The organism is Alistipes sp. CAG:268 (assembly GCA_000434235.1).
Lineage (GTDB): Bacteria > Bacteroidota > Bacteroidia > Bacteroidales > Rikenellaceae > Alistipes > Alistipes avistercoris.
The window spans coordinates 18,165-41,135 of the sequence record FR891973.1 but is presented as its reverse complement, the minus strand read 5'-3'; the positions used below and the strand labels follow the sequence as shown (position 1 = coordinate 41,135).

Sequence of the window (22,971 nt, the reverse complement as noted above, 5' to 3'; positions counted from 1 at the left end):
AACTGCTTTTCATGAAAAAACTTTACACGCTTTGTGCGGCCCTACTTGCCCTGTTGCCTGCATTGACTTTCGCGGCACAGCCGGAAGAGGTGCTCCGGACGGTCATCGTCTCGGATGCTGCAGGCCCATCATCGGGGCAAGCGTCGTGGTTAAGGGTACCACGACCGGATCGTCCACCGATATTGACGGGCGTACGACCATCTCCTGTGCGGATGATGCTGTACTCTCTATTTCTTACATAGGCTATGCCTCCCAGGAGGTGGCCGTGCATGCACGTACGCAGATCGAAGTGCGTTTGGAAGAGGATGCCCAGCGGCTCGACGAGGTTGTCGTGGTCGGTTACAATACGGTACGCCGCGCTCAAATGACCGGCGCTCTGTCGCAGGTAGCCGGCGAGAAACTCGAATTCCAGTCTTCGGCCACGCTTGAGAACCGCTTGCAGGGACAGACCCCCGGTGTGATGATCGCCAGTGGTTCGGGCCAGCCCGGCAGCGACGACTTGACGATCCGTGTACGCGGTACGGGATCGATCAACGGCAGCAACACACCGCTCTACATCATGGACGGTGTGATGGTAGAATCGGCTGATTTCGCGGCACTTAATACGAACGACATTGCCGATATCCAGGTGCTCAAGGATGCCTCGGCCACGGCGATCTACGGATCGCGCGGTGCCAACGGTGTGATCGTCATCACGACCAAGAGCGGACAGAGCGGGCGTACGAACATCAACTACCGCAACCAGTTCGGATTCTCGTTCCTGGTCGATTACCTCGACATGATGAACAGCGAACAGAACCTCCAATATCAGCTGCAATGCGTGCAGTCGGAGCCCAACAGCGACTTCTACCCGATGATGCAGATCCTCAAACGCGAGATGGAGGGAACAGCCACCGAAGCCGATCTGGCCAAGCTGGCTTCGGCTCGCTCCACCGATACGGACTGGATGGACCTGATGACCCAGACGGGATTCATGCAGGAGCACAGCGTCTCGATTTCGGGCGGAAACGACAAGACGCGCTTCTTCATATCGGGATCTTACCTCACACAGCAGGGAATCCTCAAAAAATCGAGTCTCGACCGTTATTCGGCCCGCTTCAACATCGACCACAAGGCTACCCGGTGGCTTGATGTCGGTTTGAAGGCGACCGTGGGATACAGCACGACGAGCTTCTCCGACCCCGAAACGGGCGATAACCGTCAGGGCTGGACCAACCCGTGGTTCACAACCCTGCTTGCATACCCCTATGAGTCCCCCGACAGTTGGTACAACAAGGACAACCCGACGCTCATCACCAAATACTACGACAATATCGCAGGACGGCTGAAAAACGTGGCGTCGACTTACGTGAAGGCTTCGATTACCGACTGGCTTTCGGTGAAGAGCAACTTCGGTCTGGACTTCATGTACAACCGCAACACCGCAACCCTCCACCGTGACCACCCCGAAGCACAGCTCAACCACGGATACTACTCCGAAACCGCTTCGGAACTCTTCCGCTACACTTGGACCAACACCATCAACGTGAACAAGGAGTTCGAGGGCGGGCATTCGCTCAATGCCGTAGCCGGTATGGAGATGTTCCAGGGCCGGTGGTACACGAGCAGCTTCACGGGATACGACCTCAATGCCGACATGATGGAATCCCCAGCCGGCATCGGCGACAAAACCGGAGCCTCGCAGTATCCGCCCTCGATCGGCGGCGGCCGCACCATGAGCAACCTCCTCTCGTTCTTCATGCAGGCCAGCTACTCCTACAAAAACCGGTACAACTTCTCGATGTCGCTGCGTAACGACACCTCGTCGAAATTTTATGAAAAGAACGCCAGCGCCACTTTCTGGTCGGTCGGCGCCAGCTGGCTGATTTCATCGGAGCCCTGGATGCAGAACATCGAGTGGCTCAACCAGCTCAAACTCCGCGCCAGCTACGGTACGACCGGCAACCAGGACGGCGTGAGCGACTTCGGGACCTTCGACGGTTATTCGAACTCCTCCTACAACGGCGAATCGGGATATGCCCACAGCCAGCTCGGAAACAGCGAGCTCCGCTGGGAAACCTCCGCGCAGACGAACGTCGGTATCGACTTCGGAGCCTTCGATTCGCGCTTCAACCTCACGCTCGACTTCTACAACATCAAGACCAAGGACCTCTACATGTCGAAGAATATCTCGCTGACCTCTGGATTCGGATCCATCCTGGCCAACGCCGGGTCGATCGTCAACCGCGGTATCGAGATCGGTGTCAATACCACCCCCATACGCACGCAGAACTTCCAGTGGGACCTCGGATTCAACTACACCTACAACAAGAACAAGATCACCGATCTCGGCACGTGGTCCAATGACGAAGGTCGCTACATAAACGGCTATTCCATCTATGAGTTGGGCCGTCCGATCGGGACCTGGTACATGGCCTACTATGCCGGTGTTAGCCCCGAAAACGGCATGCCGGTCTTCTACGACGACTACGGGCAGCTGACCACCGACATCAACAAAGCCTATATGGGCAGCCATTACGGATCCTATGAGGTGCCTGTTTTCGGCGGGATTTCGACGCGCCTGCGTTACAAGGGGCTGCAGCTCGATGCCCAGTTTACCTATGCCTACGACTACACGGTGATGAACTGCTCGCGCTGGTACCTGGACAACCATAAGTTCAACGGCAACAAACCCACCTACATGCTCAACATGTGGATGAAGGAGGGCGATGTGACGAACGTTCCGGCTTTCCGCGACGGCATTCAGCCGTCGCCCATGGCCTCGCAGTTCCTTGAGGATGCCTCCTACCTGCGTCTGAAGACGCTGCGTCTCTCGTGGACCCTGCCCGAAACCTGGATGCGCAAGACGCGCTTCATCCGTAACCTGACGATCTATGCGCAGGGCGAGAACCTCTACACCTGGACCGGATACCGGGGTGCCGACCCCGAGGTCAATGGCGGCTATGACATCATGGCCTATCCGAAACCCAGAACCATCACGTTCGGTCTGGACATGAATTTCTAACCTAATCAACGAATCCGACAATGAAACGATACAAAACCATTCTCGCAACGATGCTCTCCGCCGCCGTGGCTCTCGCTTCGTGCGACTACACGGATCTCGAGCCTACCGACATGGTCGGTCCCGAAAAGGCGTTCGGAACGGTGGAGAACGTCCACAAGGCCGTCGTGGGCATCTACGGAAAGGTCAGCCTGCGGTCGAAACTTGCCATCACCGAATACATCGCCGACGACTGCGTGCAGGGCGGCGACTCGGGCGGTGCCGGAACCGACCTGACAAACTGGGTCTACACCGCCACATCGGGCGACGTCAGCGGCATTTGGAGCCACTATTACGGAATCATCAATCAGGCAAACCGTGTTCTCTATTACGGTCCTGAGGTCGAACCGGCCAACGAATCCGAAGAGGCCTCGCTCCAGGAGTCGTTCGGAACCGCCTACTTCTTCCGCGCCTACGCGCACTTCGAATTGTTGTGCTTCTTCTCCGACTTTATGGACGATGAGGCCAAGGGAATCCCTTATGTCAGCCATTACCACGTCGTGGGAAATCCTTCCCGCGAACCCGTGGGCGACTGCTACGAGCAGATCATGACCGACCTGAACCGTGCCTACGAGATGCTCTCCGTCGAGGCTCCCGACCTCTCGGCCGATCTCACCGCCTCGAACTCCACGGCCTACATTTCGCGGGCGACCGTCGATGCACTCCGCGCCCGCGTCGCTCTCTACCACGGGCTCTACTCGCAAGCCTACATCTACGCGACCAATGCCCTGCGGGCAGTTCCCATCGCCAAGAAGGACGAGGTCCAGAACGTCTGGCTCGACAAGTCGAATGCAGGTGTGATCTTCCAGCTCTCCCGGCCGGCTGGCTCGGCAACCATCGGCACGCTCTTCGTTGGCGGAGATTATTCGAGCATCTTCCGTCCGAGCAGTGACCTGCGGGAGCAGTATGCTGAGACCGATATCCGAGCTTCGGTCTTCCTCGAATATGGACGTGACCGCGCCGGATCCCCCGTCTGGATGGTGAAAAAATGGTTCGGCGACGCTTCGGACATCGGGCGTGTGGATGAAAAGATGTTCCGCGCCGAGGAGATGCAGCTTATTGCCGCCGAGGCCCTGGCCCGCCGAGAGAATCCCGACATGACGGAGGCAAACCGCCTGCTCAACGAACTGCGCGCCCAGCGTCATGAGGAGTACACCTCGCAGGACTATCCGTCGCAATCGGCCTTCATGACCGAGATCGCCAAGGAGCGCCGTCTCGAACTGGTATGGGAAGGACACCGGATGTTCGATGCCCGGCGTCTGAACCTGACGATGTCGCGCGAGGGCAAGAGCATCACCGGCGACGACTACCGGTTGACGCTTCCCATTCCGCAGGCCGAAATCGACGCCAACTCGGGCATCTCGGAGAGCGACCAGAACTACGGATACTAATCGACAAACACGTTATCAGTCATGAAAAAGTTCATATATCTGCTCGTTGCCGCCATGCTCGGCAGCGCCTGCGCCGATGAAAAACCCCATTTCCTGCCTCTGCCGGGCGGCAGTGTGGAGATCGGCGGCATCGGAGCTACAGCCTCCTCCGAGGCTTCGTCCCTCACGGACAGCGATTTGACGACCTACTTCTCGGCCGAAACCGGCGACGACAACACCGTCGAGGTCATCGTTCCCTGCAACGCAGGGGAGATTGTCGCCTATACGCTGGTTTCGTCGGGCGAGATCCATCAGGACGAGTCGTTCGGAACCGTCGAAGCCCTCTACGACCCCGCATCGTGGAGCGTCTCCGGATCCAACGACGGAACCTCGTGGATCGAGGTGGATAGCCGCTCGAATGAGAAATTCATCGCCCGCTTCCAGAACCACATCTACTATTTGGAGGCCCCGGCCAACTACACGCAGTACAAGTTCGTCTTTCACGGCAACGGCGGCGACCGCGTGACGCTTTCCGACATCCTCTTTCACACCGAAGACCCCTATGCCGACTGGCAGAACTTCGAATATCCGACGATCACTTTCATCGATACGGCCGAGGACGACGGGTCGCAACTTTACGACGTACTCGTACAGGACAAGCAGGCCTATCTGAAATGGCACGCCCGCGAGATCTGCACCTTCCTCTATTTCAACGATCAGGACGAGCGCTATCCGATCACCGACATCGAGTACTATCTCGACCCGATGCCCGACCAGGTATCCTACAAGGGTGGTTCCTCGCCGAAGATCAACATCCACTACTCGACCGACTGGATTCAGAAGTCGGCCAACGAGTCGCTGCTCAAACTCAATCTCGAAACGCGCGGCGTACTGTTCCACGAAATGGTCCACGGCTTCCAGCTTGAACCCCAGGGCATCCCTGCTTACAGCGAAGGGAATGTCTCCTGGGCGGCCATCGAAGGCCTGGCTGACGCCGTGCGCACGATCGCCGGATACCACGACTACTCGACGCGTAACGTCAACGGAGGTCTGATGTCCGGTTACCAGACGACGGGCTTCTTCTGCTACTGGCTGACGCGTACGAAGGATCCCGATGCCGTCCGCAACATCAACGCTTCGATGCGGACGATCAATCCCTGGAGCTGGGAGGCAGCCCTCAAGTATGCCCTCGGAGAGGATGCCGACGAGCAGACCCTCTGGGCCGAATACAAGGCCGATACCAAAAACTATCAGGAGGATGACCCGAATTACAAACTCTAAATAATCCGACACTTCACCATGAAACGAATCACGATATTGCTGACGACGCTCCTGACGATCGCGTTCGCTGCGGGTTGCCGCGACGAGGCTTCGCTCGATGGATTGGAGTCGCAGACCAAGGAGGACGGTACGTCGGCCGGCGAAACAGCCGAATCGAAGGCCGTCAAGGAGATGCTGACCTATGAAAGCGATCTCGAATACAACTGGGTGACCGAGTATGCTCCGGCCGAAGGGTTGAGCTACACGATCCTCTTCAACTTCCTGTCCGACGGTTCGGTCACCTCCGACTCGCCCGTATCGGAGAACGAGCAGGCCCTGGCTCTCTTCACCGTCTCGGGACTCGACGAGGGTGGCATCGCCTCGATCAAGTTCGACGGCGCCACGATGCTCAACGATGCGATCATCGACCCGGCCTACCGTGAGCGGCGGCTGATCGTCGAATCCTATGACGACAATACGGTGACGTGTGTCGGTGCTGAATCCGGAACTTCGTTCGTGTTGCGCAAGGCCACGTCGGGGGATGTGCTCCAATTGGGCGAGAAACTCGTCTGGACAGCCCTCTCCGGCGCCGACGCCATGAAGGCCATCGTTCGTGACGCCAACGGACGCTTCGTAGCCCGCTACGCTCTCGAACGCGCCACGAAGAGCATCGAATTCACGTGGATCGACGCTACGACCTCCGATGCCAAGCATGAACGCGGAACGGTCGAAATCGAGACCTCCGAATCGGAGTACACCCTGACATGGGCCCCCGTCTCGATCAACGGAAGTTCGTTCGAGTCGCTCTCCTACCGCATTGCAGACCGGAGTGTCGCGCTGAATGTCGCCGACACGAAGCTCGACGAACCGATCGAGGCAAACGGCGGATTCGTCTCCACGAACACCAAGCAATACAACCTCGGCGGACGCACGGAGACCGGTGCGGCTCACCCCACGCTGTGGGAGGTGCTTGCCGTGGATGACTTCCGCAGCATCCTCTTCTATCCCTATGCGGACGACATTCCGCTGCGCGTGGAAGTCTACTCCGAGGAGGGCGGCAGCGACGCTTCGGGCAACTACCTCTTTGTCAATGACTATACGGACAATCCCAAGACGGCCCGATACGATTATGATGGCGACTGGATCCGCTTCTACGCCAGCACGCGCGGCGACTTCCTGAAAATCGCAACCGGATCGGAATTTGCACACTACACGCTCGAACAGATGGGCGAAAACCTGAAACCTTTCAGCGATTTCTACTTCCATACCGACGGTCTCTACATTGTCACGGAGCAGGATGATGCCGGCAATGCCTGGTATCTGATCAGCGCCACATCGAACCTTTGGGTCAAGGTCCGTCAGGGAATGATTCAGGAGCCGGGCGGTGAGGTGCCTGACGAGAACTTCATGCCGGAACTCGTTGCAAAGGGCATGCCGCGCTACGGCACCTTCTTCGACAACGATAACCGCTACTTCCGACTCCACTATACGCTCAACGCTGATGCCGGTACGGCCGATCTGATCTGGATCACCGATACGGAGCAGGTCTATGCCGACGGCAACTACAAGGACATGGCTATGAACCGCGCACAGTATGCCACGGTGGAAGTCAGTGCCACGGAAACGGGCGTCATCCGGTTCAAGACCCCGATCGAGGTCGGCGATGTGACCTACAACGGCCTCACATGGTCGGAGGGCGGTAGCCCGCAGCCGATGGTCACCGGTCTGGACTGCACGATTCGTACTCCGCTGACTGCTGAAGGACACCCGCTGGATTACTTCTACACCTATCCGGTCAACAAGTACGAAGCCGGTAAGAAGATCTTCCTCTCTCATACGCAGTTCTGCCTGCCGACCTCGTCGGACAACATTGCGGGAATGACTGGAACCGACAGCTACATCTTCCGCCCGGAAAAGAGCATGTCGAACGGATGGCCGCTGGGTATCAACAGCCTGGAAATCTATCCGGTAAGCAAGGGTGAACGGATTTATATCAAGTCCTGGAAATCCAACACAGCCGGCGACAGTGTTGAAGAGATCGGAGTTTCGCTGCCCATCACCTCCTACAAGGTCGAGGACGACCGCATGATCTTCACTCTCGGCGAGGCTTCGGGCGGATTCTACGATGCCGACGGCAACGACATCTCGCTTGACGATGCCCGCAAGCTGACGGCCCCGATCGAAAAGCTGCTTTTCAACGAGCGCGGGTTCCACGTCTACAAGTCCGAAGGCATGTCCTACGATGACAAACCCTATTTCTATCTCGTCAGCCCCGATCCAGAATATCCCTACTGGATCAAGGTGCGCGAAGGTTAGTTGGTATGTTCTCTGGGTGCGCCGCTCTGCGGAACGGCGCACCCTTTTTTCTTCTGATCCGATATGATGATTACCCGAATCCTTTTCACCGCCGCCATGCTGGCGGCCTCTGCAACCGGGATCCGCGCCCAGGAGCGTGCGGCCGTCGATTACGTCGATCCCTTCATCGGGACCCGGAGCATGGGACATGTCTTTCCCGGGGCGTGTGTGCCGCACGGTATCGTGCAGCTGAGCCCCGATACGGAGATGGTGCCCCACAACATCGACGGGGCTTATGTCCCCGATACCTACCGCTATTGTGCCGGGTACCAGTACGACGATCCGACGATTGTCGGTTTTTCGCACACGCACCTCAGTGGCACGGGCCACTCCGACCTGGGCGACATCCTGCTGATGCCGACCGTCGGCGAGGTGCAGCTCGACCGCGGCACGGCTGAAAATCCCGAAACGGGATACCGCTCGCGCTTCTCGCACGACCGGGAGCGGGCCTGTGCCGGCTACTACGAGGTGATGCTCGACGACTACGGCATCCGCGCCCAGCTTACGGCCACCGAACGGGTCGGCGTACACCGCTATACCTATCCCGAGGGGCGGGAGCAGCACCTGATCCTCGACCTTACGCACGGCATCTACAACTACGAGGGCAAGGTGCGTTGGGCACAGGTGCGGGTCGAGAACGACACGCTCGTCACGGGCTATCGCATCACCAGCGGCTGGGCCCGGACCAACTATACCTATTTTGCCATGAGCTTCTCGCGGCCGATCCGCAACTACGGCGCCGTGGACAAGGCTCCGCTCGACTACCGGGGCGGCTGGGGCAAGTTCGACACGTCGCACAATTTCCCCGAGATCGGCGGGTGCGGCATCGTCATGCACTTCGACTTCGGCGATGATCCTGCGCCGCTGGAGGTCCGGGTGGCTCTGTCGGCCGTCGGGACGCAGGGCGCACGGGCCAACCTCGAGGCCGAGACGGCCGGCCGGACATTCGACGAACTGGTCGCCGAGGCGCGCGGCCGATGGAGCGACGAGATGGCCCTTATCGAAGCCGAGGGCGACGAGGGTGCGCTCCGGATGCTCTACACGTCGCTTTACCACACGATGATCAACCCGTCGGTCTATCAGGATGTGGACGGACGTTACCGCGGCCTCGACCACGAGATCCACGAGGCGGAGGAGGGACGCACGAACTATACGATCTTCTCGGTGTGGGACACTTACCGGGCCCTGCATCCGCTCTTCAACCTGATCTGTCCCGAGCGGAGCCGCGACATCGTCGCCTCGATGCTCGACCACTACCGCCAGAGCGTACACCACATCCTGCCCGTCTGGTCGCACATGGCCAACGAGAACTGGTGCATGATCGGCTACCACGGCGTCTCGGTCGTGGGCGACGCCCTCGACAAGGGGATCGGCATCGACCGTCGGACGGCCCTCGAGGCGATGGTCCGCAGTGCCAACTGCGACTACTACGATGCCACGGGCGTCTACAAGCGCCTGGGGTATGTCCCCTATGACGTCAAATCGACCGGGTCGTCGATGACGCTCGAATATGCCTACGACGACTGGGTGATCTACGATGCGGCCCGCAAGGCGGGCGATACGGCTCTGGCCGAAGAGTACCGGCAGCGGGCGCTGAACTACCGCAATGTCTTCGATCCCGAGACGGGGTTCGCGCGCGGAAGGATGAGTGACGGCTCGTGGAAACCCGATCCCAATCTCTATGACACCCACGGGCAGGGCTTCATCGAGGGCAATTCGTGGAACTACTCGATGTATGTGCCGCACGATCCCGACGGGCTGATCGGACTGATGGGCGGCGACCGGAAGTTCGTGGCGCGGCTCGACAGCCTCTTCACCGAGTATCTGCCCGACCGTTATTTCGCACAGACCGAGGACGTGACCCGCGAAGGGCTGTTGGGCATGTATGTCCACGGCAACGAGCCGAGCCACCACGTTCCGTATCTCTACATGTGGACCTCGCAGCCGTGGAAGACGCAGTACTGGGTGCGCGAGATCATGGACCGGATGTACCGGCCGGTGATCGACGGGTTGTGCGGCAACGACGACTGCGGGCAGATGTCGGCCTGGTACATCTTCACGGCCATGGGATTCTATCCCGTCTGCCCGGGTTCGGACCAGTATGTGCTCGGGGCCCCCTACTTCCCCTACATGAAGGTCCGTGTCGGCGAGGACTGCTACCTCGAGATCAAGGCCCCGAAGGTCAGCTCGAAGAACCGCTATGTCCATGGCGTGCGGCTCAACGGCAAGCCCTGGACGAAGGCCTACCTGACCTATTCGGATCTGTGCAGGGGCGGGGTGCTCGAGTTCGACATGCGCCCGACACCCGACAAGCGCCGCCGCTTTACGGGCGACGAGCGTCCCTATTCCCTGAGTCGCGAACTTTAACCCGACAGACAAGATGAATATCCTGATTCTGAGACATGCGACGTGCTGCGCCGCCCTTTTCGGAATGTCGGCGGCCCTTGCCGCGGCTCCTGCTTCCGCTGCGGGAGGTGAGGCGACCGACACGTTGCGCCGCATCGACTACGTCCGCCCGCTGGTCGGGACCGACGGCTACGGCAACGTCTATCCCGGAGCCCAGGTGCCGTTCGGCGGCGTCCAGCTGAGCCCCGATACGGACCGCGACTTTTACGATGCCGCGGCCGGATACAAGTACAACCGTCCGACGCTGCTCGGCTTTTCGCTCAACCACCTGAGCGGTACGGGAATCCCCGACCTCGGAGACTTTCTCTTCATGCCGGGGGTGGGTGAGATCCACCTCGAACCGGGCACGCACGAGGAGCCCGACGGAGGTTACCGTTCGCGCTACAGCCACGACCGCGAGTGGTGCTCGCCGAACTACTATGCCGTCGATCTGCTCGACTACGGCGTTAAGGCCGAGATGACCGCGTCGGCTCGCAGCGGGATGTTCCGCTTCACCTATCCCGAGTCCGATGACGCCTTCATCCTGCTCGACATGGACCACACGCTGTGGTGGAAGTGCCGTTGGGCCAACCTCCGCCTCGAGGACGACCACACGCTCTCCGGCTACAAGTTGGTGCAGGGCTGGGGTCCCGAGCGACACGTCTATTTCACGGCCGAGTTCTCGGTGCCGATCTCCGATTTCGGCATCATGCAGGGCGGCAAACGCGTCTGCTACGACACGTCGCGCTTCCGCAGCGACCGCGAGGCCTGGGGCGAGGATTTGAAATTCTGGGTCCGCTTCGCCACCCGCGAGGAGGAGCAGGTGACCGTCCGTGTGGCCATCTCGTCGGTCGATCCCGACGGAGCGCGGGGCAATCTCCGCGAGACGGACGGTCTTTCGTTCGACGAGATCCGCCGCCGCGGCGAGGAGCTCTGGGAGACGGAGCTTTCGCGTTTCACGGTCGAGGGCCCGGCCCGTACGAAGGAGACCTTCTATACGTCGGCCTACCGCTGTTTCCTCTCGCCGTTCCTCTTCCAGGATGCCGACGGCCGTTTCCTCGAGCACGACAAGAGCATCGGCCGGGCCGAGGGTTTCACCAATTACACCACCTTCTCGCTGTGGGATACCTACCGGGCCTACCACCCGCTGCTGAACCTCATCCGTCAGGACATGAGCGCCGACATCGCCAACTCGATGCTCCGCCACTATGACCGCAGTGTCGAGCACATGCTGCCGATCTGGTCGTTCTACGGCAACGAGACGTGGTGCATGATCGGCTACCACGCCGTGTCGGTCCTCGCCGACATGATCGTCAAGCAGCTCCCCGGCTTCGATTACGAACGAGCCTTCGAGGCCATGAAGCGCACGGCGACCAATCCCCACTACGACTGTCTGCCCGAATATACGTCCCTGGGATGGGTGCCCTTCGACAAGGAGCGCGAGTCGGTCTCGAAGACCCTCGAATATGCTTACGACGACTATTGCATCGCCCAGGCGGCCCGCGCCCTGGGCAAGGAGGAGGATTACGACTTCTTCCTGCGCCGTTCGCTGTCGTACCGCAACCTGATCGATCCCGAAACGAAGTTCATGCGGGGCCGCGACAGCGAAGGCCGCTGGCGGACGCCCTTTGCCCCGGTAGCCTACCAGGGTCCGGGGTCGGTGCACGGCTGGGGCGACATCACCGAAGGCTTCACCCTGCAGTACTCATGGTATGTGCCCCACAACGTTGCGGACCACATCGAGCGTGTGGGCCGCGAGCTCTACGGGCAGCGGCTCGACTCGCTCTTCGTCACCGAGCTGCCCGACGACATTCCGGGGGCGCACGACATTCAGGGACGGATCGGCGCCTACTGGCACGGCAACGAACCCTGCCACCATGTGATCTACCTCTACAACTACCTCGGGCGTCCGTGGGAGTGCCAGCGCTGGATCCGCCGGGTTTCGGATTCGTTCTACGGCAACGAGCCCGGTTCGCTGAGCGGCAACGACGACTGCGGGCAGATGTCGGCCTGGTACCTCTTCAACACGATGGGATTCTATCCGACGGCCCCGTCGAGCAACATCTACAACATCGGCTCGCCGACGGTCGAGGGGGTCGAGGTGCGCCTCTCGAACGGCGGGACGATCCGGGTGACGACCGAGAACTGGTCGCCCGAGAATGTCTACGTGCGCAAGCTCTACGTCGATGGCCGGGAGTGGGACAAGTCCTACCTGACCTATGCGGATATCCGCGACGGCGTGCACCTGCACTTCGTCATGAGCAGCCGACCGAACCGCCGCCGGGCCGTCTCGGCCGATGCGCTGCCCCCGTCGCTTCCGGTGTCCGTGGAGTATCGTTGAGAATCAGAATCCAATTAACCCCTGAAACATGAAAAGACACACTCTTTCTGCTCTTTTAGCCCTGCTTCTTTGCGGGTGTGCACAGCCCGACCTGCCGCGCAACGTGGCGGCGCTGTGTGATGCCGATCCTTCGACCGAGGCCTGTTTTCCGGCCTCCGGGGCCGCCGTCCTCTTCGACGGATTCACTGCTCCGATGGTCAATTACAGCGTCTACTCTTCGGGTGCGGATCCCGACTGCGATCCTGCCGGCTGGATCCTGAGCGGTTCGCACGACGGTCGCAAATGGACCGAGCTCGACCGGTGTGACGACTGTTCGTTCTGCTCGCGGTTCCAGGAGATCTCGGGCGAAATCTCCGCACCGGATGCCTATGCCTGCTACAGATTGGAGTTCCTGCCCCGCACGGGGGCCGATACGGTTGCCGTGGGCGACGTGCGTTTCTCGGCACAGAACCTTGAACAACAGTGGCGGGGATTCGTCTATCCGGAGATCCATTTCGAAGTGCTCGACCCCGATACCGAAGGTGCTGCCATCTACCGGCGCCTGGTGCAGGATCCCGAGTCCTATGTCCGCTACCACACGCGGAAGGTGGCCGAGATCCTTTTCTATTCGGCTGCCGACACGATGAACACCGTCGGGCGGATCGATTACACGCTCAAGGATTACGAGGGCGTCTCCGCCAAGTCGGGAACCCCGGCCGAGACGGCCATCGTCTACAGCACGCGGCACATCGAGCGGTCGGCCGGCGAGTCGATGTATAAGCTCGATTACGAGACGCGCGGCGTCCTGTTCCACGAACTGGTGCACGCCTACCAGTTCGAGCCGAAGGGTATCGGCAGCTACGGGACGAACCGCGAGTTCTGGGCCTGCATCGAGGGCCTTGCAGATGCCGTACGTGCCGAGGCGGGGCTCTTCGACATCGCGGCCCTGCGTAAGCCGGGCGGCCATTGGCTCGACGGATACAAGACGACGGGCTTCTTCCTGCAGTGGCTCACGACGAAGGATCCCGATGCGCTGCGCAAGTTCCACGTGACGGTCCGTGACCTCGATCCGTGGAGTTTCGATGCGGCGATGCAGTCGATCTTCGGCCGGGGCATCGCAGAGATGTGGGCCGAGTACCAGCAGGCGCTTGCCGGCGAGGCGTGAGGCACCGCGTCGGCCGTTGCATACAGAAGATCCCCGCAGGATTGCCTGCGGGGATCTTTTTTCGGGGTGTCGGACGGTATTGTGCCCGTCAGGAGAATGCGGAAGTATCTCTTTCAAGCCGGGACGGATGCGTTTTGCTCCGGCGGCTTACCGGCCCCGGCGGTGCGACGAGTGGCGCACCTCGGGACTCTTGCTGCGTGATCCGGAGCTGCCTCCGTTGGCCGTGTGGCCGCCGCGTGATCCGTGGAAGTCGGGGTCGCCGCTGCGGTGGCACGCCGGCATTCCGGGCAGCAGCAGTTCGAAGTCGAGCTGCCGCTTCTGGAGGTCGGCGCGCTTGACGCGGATCCGCACGGGATCGCCCAGCGTCATGCTCCGGCCCGTCGAGCGTCCGACGATCTCGTAGTTCGCCTCGTCGAAGGCGAAGAAGTCGCCCTCGATGTCGCGCAGGAAGGCCATGCCCTCGATGTGGGTCTCTTCGAGCTCGACGTAGACGCCCCACTCCGTGAGTCCCGAGATGTGACCGTCGAACTCCTCGCCGAGGTGCTCCTTCATGAACTCGACCATCTTGTATTTGATCGAGGCGCGCTCGGCCTCGGCGGCGATGACCTCACGCTCCGAGGCGCGCTCGCACAGCGCCTCGATCTCCTCCTTGGGCAGCGACTTGCCTCCGTCGAGGTAGTGGGCCAGCAGGCGGTGGACCATCATGTCCGGATAGCGGCGGATGGGCGAGGTGAAGTGCGTGTAGTAGGGGAAGGCGAGGCCGTAGTGGCCGATGTTGTCGGTCGTGTAGAAGGCTTTGGCCATCGACCGCACGGCCATCGTCGAGACGGCGTTCTCTTCGGTCGAGCCCTTGATTTTCGCGAAGAGCTTGTTGAGTTCCTTGGCTACGGCGCGGCCCTTCGTGGCCTTGAAGACGTGGCCGAAGCGCAGGATGAACTGCCGGAAGCGGTCGAGCTTCTCCTCGCTCGGCGAGTCGTGCACGCGGAAGACCATCGTGCGCGGCACGGCGCGTCCCTTCTCGTTGCGGCGGTGGGCGCAGAACTCCGCGACGCGGCGGTTGGCCAGCAGCATGAACTCCTCGATCATCTGGTTCGACTCCTTCTGCTCCTTGAAGTAGACGCCCAGCGGCTTGCCGTTCTCGTCGAGGCGGAACTTCACCTCCTCGCGGTCGAACGAAATGGCGCCGTTGCGGAAGCGCTGGCGGCGCAGCTCCTGGGCCAGACGGTTGAGTGTCAGGATCTCCTCGGCGAAGTCGCCGCGGCCGGTCTCGATCACCTCCTGCGCTTCGGCATAGGTAAAGCGGCGGTCGGAGTGGATCACCGTGCGGCCGAACCACTCGTTGAGGATCTCCAGGTTCTCGTTGAGCGTGAAGACCGCCGAGAAGCAGAGACTCGTCTCGTTGGGGCGCAGCGAGCAGAGCTCGTTCGAGAGGCGTTCGGGAAGCATCGGTACCGTGCGGTCCACCAGGTAGACCGACGTGCCGCGCTCGACGGCCTCGTCGTCGATCGTCGAGTGGGGGCGGACGTAGTGCGTCACGTCGGCGATGTGTACACCCACTTCCCAGACGCCGTCGCCGACCTTGCGCACCGAAAGGGCGTCGTCGAAGTCCTTGGCGTCGGCCGGGTCCACCGTGAAGGTCGTCGTGTCGCGGAAGTCGCGGCGCGAGGCGATCTCCTTGGCCGTGATGCGGGCGTCGATCGCTGCGGCGGCCTGCTCGACTTCGGGCTCGAAGCGGTAGGGGAGTTCGTATTCGGCCAGGATGGCGTGCATCTCCGTGTCGTTGTTGCCCGCCATGCCCAGCCGTTCGACCAGTTCGCCCGCGGGGCTCTTGCTCCCGGGCTGCCAGTCCACGATGCGCACCACGACCTTCTCGCCGTCGCGTACCTCGGGACAGGTGCGTTTCGAGAGGTAGATGTCCATCGGCATGCGGCGTGAATCGGCCTTGACGAAGATCTGGTGGGCACCGACCTCCGCCACACCCACATAGGTCCGGCGGTTGCGCTCGACGATGCGGGTTACCTCGCCCTCCATGCGTCCGTCGCGTCCGCGGTACGTGACCACGACCTCCACACGATCGCCGTCGAGGGCGTTGGCTGTTGCGCGCTGATTGACGAAGATGTCCTTCTCCAGCCCCTCGATGCGCACGTAGACGGCGCCCGACGAGGTCATGTCGGCCACGCCCTCGTAGTGGGGCAGGTGTTTTTGCGTGAGGCGGTATTTCTCGCGCGAGCACTCCTCGACGACCCCCTGCTCGAAGAGCCGTCCGAGGATCTCGAGCGTCTCGCGCCGCCCCTCCTTCGAGGCGCCGCCCGAGACCGAGGCGAGTTGCTTGAGCGAGAACTTGTTGTTGGGGAACTCGCGGAAGAGGTTCAGGATGATCGATGCCCGGTCGGTCGTCTTTGCGCTCCGCGGAGCGCGTTGTCTGGTTTGCTTTTTCATAGCTTGTTGAGTATTTGCAGCGCGAGGCGGCTCATGAAATCGATGCCCGTATCGATGGCCCGTTCGTCGGGAGCGAAGGTTGCCGTGTGGGTCCGGCCGGCGGCCGAGCCCACGCCGAGGCGGTAGAACAGCGACGGATAGATCTTGCAGTAGAATCCGAAATCCTCGGCCGTCGTGCGCAGGGGCAGCATCTCGACCTTCAGGCCGAGCGTCTTGGCCAGGGCCGCGGCCCGCTTGACGAGGATCTCGTCGTTCACCACGCACGGGTAGCCGCGGCTGACGGCCACTTCGGTGCGGATGCCGTGGCGGGCGTCGATGTCGGCGGCGATGATGCCGATGCGGCGGTGGATGATCTCCCGCTGGCGTTCGTCGAAGGTGCGGAGCGTGCCCTCCATGCAGACCTCGTCGGGTACGATGTTCGTGGCGCCGGCGGCCTCCACGCGGCCGATCGACAGCACGCACTCCTCGCCGTTGAGGGCGATCAGGCGCGTGAGCAGTTCGGCTCCGGCTGCTACGGGATCCTTGAGCTGGGCGCGCATGGCGCCGTGGCCGCCTGTGCCGTGGAGGCGGAAGCGCAGTTCGTCGCTGGCGGCCATGTACTGCCCGGCGCGGAAACCGAGCGTGCCGACCTCGAGCTGGGGCTCGACGTGTTCGCCGATCACGGCGGCGACGTCATAGCCTTCGAAGGGCTTCTCTGCCAGGACGAGCGAGGCGCCGCCGGGGTTGCACTCCTCACCGGGCTGGAAAAGTCCGATGACCGTGCCGCCGAAGTCGGGGTTCTCCGCCAGGCGGGCAAGTGCGCCGAAGAGCACTGCGGCGTGGACGTCGTGGCCGCAGGCGTGCATGACGCCGGCATTCTGCGAGGTGTATCCGAGCCCGGTCTGTTCGGTGACGGGCAGGGCGTCGATGTCGGCGCGCAGGACGACGGCGCGGCTCTCGGCGCCCTGCGCCCTGCGGCCCGGGATCGTGGCCAGCACGCCGGTTCCCGCTACGGGGCGGTGTGCGATGCCCAGTTCGTCGAGCTGCCGGGCGATGAAGGCCGCCGTATCGTGCTCCCGGAACGAGAGTTCGGGATGCGCGTGCAGGTGGCGGCGGAATTCGATGGGAGTCATAAGTTCGTTTTTTGTTTGTCAGAAGAGCGTACGGACGATCTGCTGGATGTTGTTCGTGCGGCTCATCGTATAATAATGGAGTACGGGGACCCCGGCGGCCATCAGCTCGCGGCTCTGGGCCACGGTCCACTCGATGCCCACCTCGCGGACGTTGTCCGGATGGGCCCTGGCTTCGCGGACCAGCTCCCCGGGCAGCTCCACGCCGAAGGTCTCGGGCAGCACCTCGAGGTGGCGGAGCGTCGAGATGGGCTTGATGCCCGGGATGATCGGCACGCGGATGCCGGCCTCGCGACAGCGGCGCACGAAGTCGAAGTACTTGCGGTTGTCGAAGAACATCTGCGTGACGACATATTCGGCCCCGGCGTCGATCTTCTCCTTGAGGTGGAGAATGTCGGTGGTGATGTCGCGGGCCTCGAAATGCACCTCGGGGTAGCCGGCCACGCCGATCGAGAACTTCGAGTGGTGGCACTCCTCGACCTCGCCGTCCACGAACTCCCCGCGGTTCATCGCGGCGATCTGCCGCACGAGGTCCACGGCGTGGGCGTGTCCCTGGGGGTGGGGCATGAAGCGGCGCTCGTTCTGCGACTTGTCGCCGCGCAGCGCCAGGACGTTGTGCAGGCCGAGGAAGTCCATGTCGATGAGCGTGTCCTCGATGTCGTACTTCGACAGCCCGCCGCAGATCAGGTGGGGGACCACCTCGACCCCGTAGCGGTGCTGGATGGCGGCCGATATGCCCACCGTGCCAGGGCGCCGCCGCACGACGTGCCACTCGATGCCGCCGTCGGGCCGCTCGGTCTCCTTGATGCCCTCGCGGTGGAAGGTGATGTTGATGTAGGCCGGATCGAAGGGCATCAGCGGATCGATGGCCGCGAAGATCTTCTGCATGCCGTCGCCTTTGAGCGGGGGCAGCAGCTCGAAGGCGAACCGCGTGCGTTTCGATGCGATCGCTTCGTTGATTATGTCTACGACGTTCATGTGCCGTTTTTCTCTTCTTCTGCAGCATACCCTCCGGGCGGCGGCTGCCTCCGGGAGGGGCTTCGTTGTTCTCAGATGTTGTTCGGTATGAGTTTCTTCACCTGTTCGACCTCCATGCCCCGGCGCCGGGCGTAGTCGAGCAGCTGTTTGGTGTCGATCTTCCCGACGCTGAAGTATTCGGCGTCGGCGAACATCAGTCCGCAGAGCGCCTCGCCCGGGTCGATCATCCAGTTTTCGGTCAGGCGCATGCCCGTGGTGATCTCGGCGGCCAGCAGGTCGAATGCTTCGCGCTTGAGCGAGTGGTCGGGCGATGCCGGGTAGCCGAAGGCCATGCGGCGTCCGCGGTAGTCGCCGCGGATGACGGCCGCCGGTGCGGGCGGCTCGCCCTGCTCGTAGCCCCACATCTGCCGCCGCACGAAGGAGTGCACCACCTCGGCGAAGGCCTCCGTGAGGCGGTCGGCGAGCAGCTTGGCCATGATGGCCGAGTAGTCGTCGCCCTCCGAGCGGAAGCGCTCCTCCAGCTCCCGGAGCCCGATGCCGGCCGTGACGGCGAAGCATCCGATCCAGTCTCCGGCCGGAGCGATGAAGTCGGCCAGCGAGCGGTTCTCCTCGCCGCGCGTCTGGTTGCGGAGCATCGCGAAGCGCCGTTCGCGTCCCCGCGAGTCGGCCACCCAGATGTCGTCGCCCTCCGAGCGGGCCGGGAAGATGCCGACGGCGGCCTGCAGCGTCAGTAGCCGCCCGTCGCGGATGCGGGCCAGCATCGCCTGTGCGTCGTCGAAGAGTTTGCGGGCCTCGGCACCCCGTTCGGGGTGGTCGAGGATGTCGGGATAGCGTCCCTTGAGTCCCCAGGCCGGGAAGAAGAAGTTCCAGTCGATGTAGGGTTCGACGTCGGCCACGTCGAAGTCGGGGAAGACCATCCGTCCCGGGTGCAGCGGTACGACGGGCGTGTGGTGCGGCGCCTCCTTGCGGGCCTTGCGGACCTCGACGATCGGGATGAGGCGGCGCGACAGCTCTTCTTTCTCAAACTGCCGGCGGAGCTCCTCCTGCGCGGCCCGGACTTCGGCGGTGTAGCTCTCGCCGTCGGGGCCGAGCAGCCGGGCGAGGATCTGCGCGTTGCGACTGGCGTTGGGCGAGTGGACGACGGCGCCCGAGTAGACCGGGGCGATCTTCACCGCCGTGTGGAGTTCCGAGGTCGTGGCCCCGCCGATGATGACCGGGATGCGGAGCCGGCGGCGTTCGAGTTCCTCGCAGACGTGGATCATCTCGTCGAGCGACGGGGTGATCAGCCCGCTCAGGCAGATGCACTGTGCACCCCATGCCACGGCTTCATCGACGATGCGCTGCGGTTCGACCATTACGCCCAGGTCGCGGATCTCGTAGCCGTTGCAGGCCATCACCACCGAGACGATGTTCTTGCCGATGTCGTGCACGTCGCCCTTGACCGTGGCGATGAGCACCTTGCCGGCCGTGTGGGCGCTCTGTCCGGCGCCCTGCTCGATGTAGGGCGTCAGGGCCGCTACGGCGCGCTTCATCACGCGGGCCGTCTTGACCACCTGCGGCAGGAACATTCGGCCCTCGCCGAAGAGCCTGCCCACCCGCTCCATGGCGGGCATCAGCAGCCGGTCGATCACCTCCATCGGGCTGCCCAGCGTGCGGTAACCCTCGAGGGCATCCTCCTCGATGCAGTCGGCGATGCCCTTGAGCATCGCGTGGTCGATCCGCTCGGCGAGCGTTCCCGTGCGCCAGGCGTCGGGGGCCTGCGCCGGGGCTGCCGCAGCCTCTTCGCGGATCGCATGGGCATACTCCGCGAGCCGCTCCGAGGCGTCGGGCCGGCGGCAGAGAAGCACGTCTTCGACCCGCTCGAGCAGTTCGGGTTCGATCTGGTCGTAGACGCGCAGCATCTGCGGATTGACGATGCCCATGTCCATGCCGGCGCGTATGGCATGGTAGAGGAATGCCGAGTGCATCGCCTCGCGTACGGCGTTGTTGCCGCGGAAGGCGAACGAGAGGTTCGAGACGCCGCCCGATACCTTTGCGTGGGGCAGGTGCTCCTTGATCCAGCGTGTGGCGTCGATAAATGCCTTGGCATAGCCGTCGTGTTCGGGAATGCCCGTGGCGACGGCCAGTACGTTGGGGTCGAAGATGATCTCCTCGGGCGGGAATCCGTTCCCGGTCAGCAGGCGGTAGGCGCGCTCGGCCACCTCGATCTTGCGCTCAAAGGTGTCGGCCTGCCCCCGCTCGTCGAAGAGCATGACCACCGCGGCGGCACCGTAACGCCGGATGGCGGCGGCCCGGCGCAGGAACTCCGCTTCGCCCTCCTTGAGCGAGATGGAGTTCACGACGGCCTTCCCTTGAGTCACCTCGAGTCCGGCTTCGAGCACCTCCCACTTCGACGAGTCGATCATCGTCGGCACGCGGGCGATCTCGGGTTCCGAGGCCATCAGGTTGAGGAACGTGCGCATGGCCGCCGGCCCGTCGATCAGACCGTCGTCCATGCAGACATCGACGATCTGCGCCCCGGCCTCGACCTGGGCGCGGGCCACCGAGAGGGCCTCCTCGTAGCTGCCTTCGCGGATGAGCCGTGCGAAGCGGGCCGATCCGGCGACGTTCGTGCGCTCGCCGATGTTGATGAAGTTGGCCTCAGGAACGATCCGCAGCGGCTCCAGACCGCTCAGCACGGTCTCGTGGCGTGCCTCGGGGAGCGGACGCGGGGCGTAGTTGCCGACGATCTTCGACAGTTCGAAGATGTGGGCCGGGGTGGTGCCGCAGCAGCCGCCCACGATATTGACCAGTCCGCGGCGCATGTATTCGCCCACGTCCTCGGCGAACATCGCCGGGGTCTCGTCGTAGCCGCCCATGACGTTCGGCAGTCCGGCGTTGGGGTGTGCCGAGATGCGCGTTTCGGCCACGGCGGCCAGCCGCTCGAGGTAGGGGAGCAGCTGCCGGGCCCCGAAGGCGCAGTTGAGTCCGATGGAGAGCAGCCGGGCGTGCGACACCGAGACGGCGAACGCCTCGACGGTCTGGCCCGAGAGCGTGCGGCCGCTGGCGTCGGCCAGCGTGCCCGAGACCATGATCGGCACGGAGCATCCCCGCTCGGCGCAGAGCGCATCGACGGCCCACAGGGCGGCCTTGGCGTTGAGCGTGTCGAAGACGGTCTCGATGAGCAGGATGTCCGCCCCGCCGTCGAGCAGGCCGCGGGCCTGTTCGCGGTAGGCGTCGGCCAGCTGGCGGAAGGTCACCTCGCGTGAGGCGGGGTTGGCCACGTCGGCCGACATCGAGGCCGTGCGGTTGGTGGGGCCCATCGATCCGGCCACGAAACGCGGCTTCTGCGGGTTGCGGGCCGTGAAGGCGTCGGCTGCGGCGCGGGCCACGGAGGCTGCGGCGCGGGCGATCTCGCAGGCGTAGGGCTCCAGCCCGTAGTCGGCCAGCGAGACGGCGTTGGCGTTGAACGAGTCGGTGGTGATGATGTCGGCCCCGGCCTGCAGGTATTTTTCGTGGATCTCGCGCACCGTGTCGGGGCGCGTCAGGGCCAGCAGGTCGTTGCAGCCCTTGAGCTGCACGTTCCAGTCGCGGAACCGCTCGCCGCGGTAGTCCGCCTCGTCGAGGCCGTAGCCCTGCACCATCGTGCCGAAACCGCCGTCGAGCAGCAGGATGCGCGCGGCGAGAAGGTTGCGTATGTCGTTCGTCATTTTCGGATGATCTCGATTTCGAAAAGTTTGCTCCAGTTCTTGCCCGTCACGAAGATGCGTTTGGTCGCCGGGTCGTAGGCGATGCCGTTGAGCACGTCCGTCGAGGGGGTGATCTCCTCCTCGGGCAGCAGTCCCGAGAGGTCCACGACGCCCTCGACGACTCCCGTCCGGGGGTCGATGATGGCGATCCGGTCCGAGGTGTAGACGTTGGCCCAGATCTTTCCCTCGATCCACTCCAGCTCGTTGAGGAACTGCACCGGTTCGCCCTTGTAGGTGACCGTCGTGGTGCGTTCGCGGCGGAACGTCTCGGGGTCGATCGTGCGGATCGAGGCCGTGCCGTCGGACATGTAGAGCTTCTCGCCGTCGGTGGTCAGCCCCCATCCCTCGCCCGCGTAGCGGTGGTCGCGGATCTTGCGCCGCGTGGCCAGGTCGTAGACGTGGGCCGTGTTCGACTGCCACGTGAGCTGGTAGAGGCGCCCGTCGAGCAGCGTGATGCCCTCGCCGAACTCCGAGCGGGGCAGGCTGAAGAGCACCTCGCCCTCGCCCGTCTCGATCTCCACGCGGCGGACGACCGATTCGCCGTATTGCCCGGTGCCCTCCCAGAGGTATCCGTCGGCGTACTGCAGCCCCTGTGTGTAGGCTGTGGTCGAGTGGGGGTGTACCGCCTTGACGCGGTAGGTGTATTCGACGGGCTCGGCCGTCGTGGCGGAGGCTGTCGAAGCGGTGTCTTTCGCCGCCGTGCGACCGGTCCGGGCCGCCGTGCCGCCGCAGGCTGCCGAGAGCAGCGCGGCGAGCAGAAGTATGGGATATTTTCTCATCATGGTATCGGGAATCGCCTCCCCGGAGGCGGATACAAGCACG

At 62.8% G+C, this 22,971-nt stretch carries 12 protein-coding genes; 7 read left to right on the top strand and 5 right to left on the bottom strand.

What is annotated here, in order from left to right:
• The first annotated feature begins 145 nt into the window (after positions 1 to 145).
• The 7 genes from QZL63_RS01805 (at position 146) to QZL63_RS01775 (ending at position 13,895) form a co-directional block, all read left to right on the top strand.
• Complete coding sequence (locus tag QZL63_RS01805) at positions 146 to 3,004, top strand: SusC/RagA family TonB-linked outer membrane protein (protein ID WP_290585550.1); 2,859 nt, start codon at positions 146 to 148, stop codon at positions 3,002 to 3,004.
• A gap of 20 nt (positions 3,005 to 3,024) precedes the next feature.
• The gene (locus tag QZL63_RS01800) at positions 3,025 to 4,431 is read left to right on the top strand and encodes a RagB/SusD family nutrient uptake outer membrane protein (protein WP_290585547.1); all 1,407 of its coding nucleotides are present in this window, start codon (positions 3,025 to 3,027) and stop codon (positions 4,429 to 4,431) included.
• Positions 4,432 to 4,452: 21 nt separating this feature from the next.
• On the top strand, positions 4,453 to 5,691 hold the full coding sequence (locus tag QZL63_RS01795) for a basic secretory protein-like protein (RefSeq protein ID WP_022307645.1): 1,239 nt from the start codon (positions 4,453 to 4,455) through the stop codon (positions 5,689 to 5,691).
• 18 nt (positions 5,692 to 5,709) lie between these two features.
• Positions 5,710 to 7,986: a hypothetical protein gene (locus QZL63_RS01790; protein WP_022307644.1), complete on the top strand. Its 2,277-nt coding sequence runs from the start codon at positions 5,710 to 5,712 to the stop codon at positions 7,984 to 7,986.
• Positions 7,987 to 8,052: 66 nt separating this feature from the next.
• Entirely contained in the window at positions 8,053 to 10,392 is a 2,340-nt protein-coding gene (locus QZL63_RS01785; protein ID WP_441293884.1) for a GH92 family glycosyl hydrolase, read from the top strand.
• Positions 10,393 to 10,456: 64 nt separating this feature from the next.
• On the top strand, positions 10,457 to 12,751 hold the full coding sequence (locus tag QZL63_RS01780; RefSeq protein WP_290585596.1) for a GH92 family glycosyl hydrolase: 2,295 nt from the start codon (positions 10,457 to 10,459) through the stop codon (positions 12,749 to 12,751).
• A 28-nt stretch (positions 12,752 to 12,779) separates the two neighbouring features.
• On the top strand, positions 12,780 to 13,895 hold the full coding sequence (locus tag QZL63_RS01775) for a basic secretory protein-like protein (RefSeq protein WP_022307641.1): 1,116 nt from the start codon (positions 12,780 to 12,782) through the stop codon (positions 13,893 to 13,895).
• 147 nt (positions 13,896 to 14,042) lie between these two features.
• Here the strand turns inward: QZL63_RS01775 and rnr are convergent, their stop codons facing one another.
• From rnr to QZL63_RS01750, 5 genes are all read right to left on the bottom strand, one after another.
• A complete protein-coding gene (gene rnr, locus QZL63_RS01770) occupies positions 14,043 to 16,334 on the bottom strand; it encodes a ribonuclease R (RefSeq protein ID WP_022307640.1) in 2,292 nt (763 codons plus the stop codon).
• The gene (locus QZL63_RS01765) at positions 16,331 to 17,446 is read right to left on the bottom strand and encodes a M20 family metallopeptidase (RefSeq protein ID WP_022307639.1); all 1,116 of its coding nucleotides are present in this window, start codon (positions 17,444 to 17,446) and stop codon (positions 16,331 to 16,333) included. The genes rnr and QZL63_RS01765 overlap by 4 nt, the downstream gene beginning before the upstream one ends.
• Positions 17,447 to 17,464: 18 nt before the next feature.
• Complete coding sequence (locus QZL63_RS01760; protein WP_022307638.1) at positions 17,465 to 18,421, bottom strand: methylenetetrahydrofolate reductase; 957 nt, start codon at positions 18,419 to 18,421, stop codon at positions 17,465 to 17,467.
• 71 nt (positions 18,422 to 18,492) lie between these two features.
• Positions 18,493 to 22,110 carry a methionine synthase gene (gene metH, locus QZL63_RS01755; protein ID WP_022307637.1) on the bottom strand — a complete coding sequence of 1,206 codons (3,618 nt, stop codon included), beginning with the start codon at positions 22,108 to 22,110 and terminating at the stop codon, positions 18,493 to 18,495.
• Positions 22,107 to 22,931 (bottom strand): glutaminyl-peptide cyclotransferase, encoded by an 825-nt coding sequence (locus tag QZL63_RS01750; RefSeq protein ID WP_308653971.1) that lies wholly within the window; start codon positions 22,929 to 22,931, stop codon positions 22,107 to 22,109. The genes metH and QZL63_RS01750 overlap by 4 nt, the downstream gene beginning before the upstream one ends.
• Positions 22,932 to 22,971: the final 40 nt, after the last annotated feature.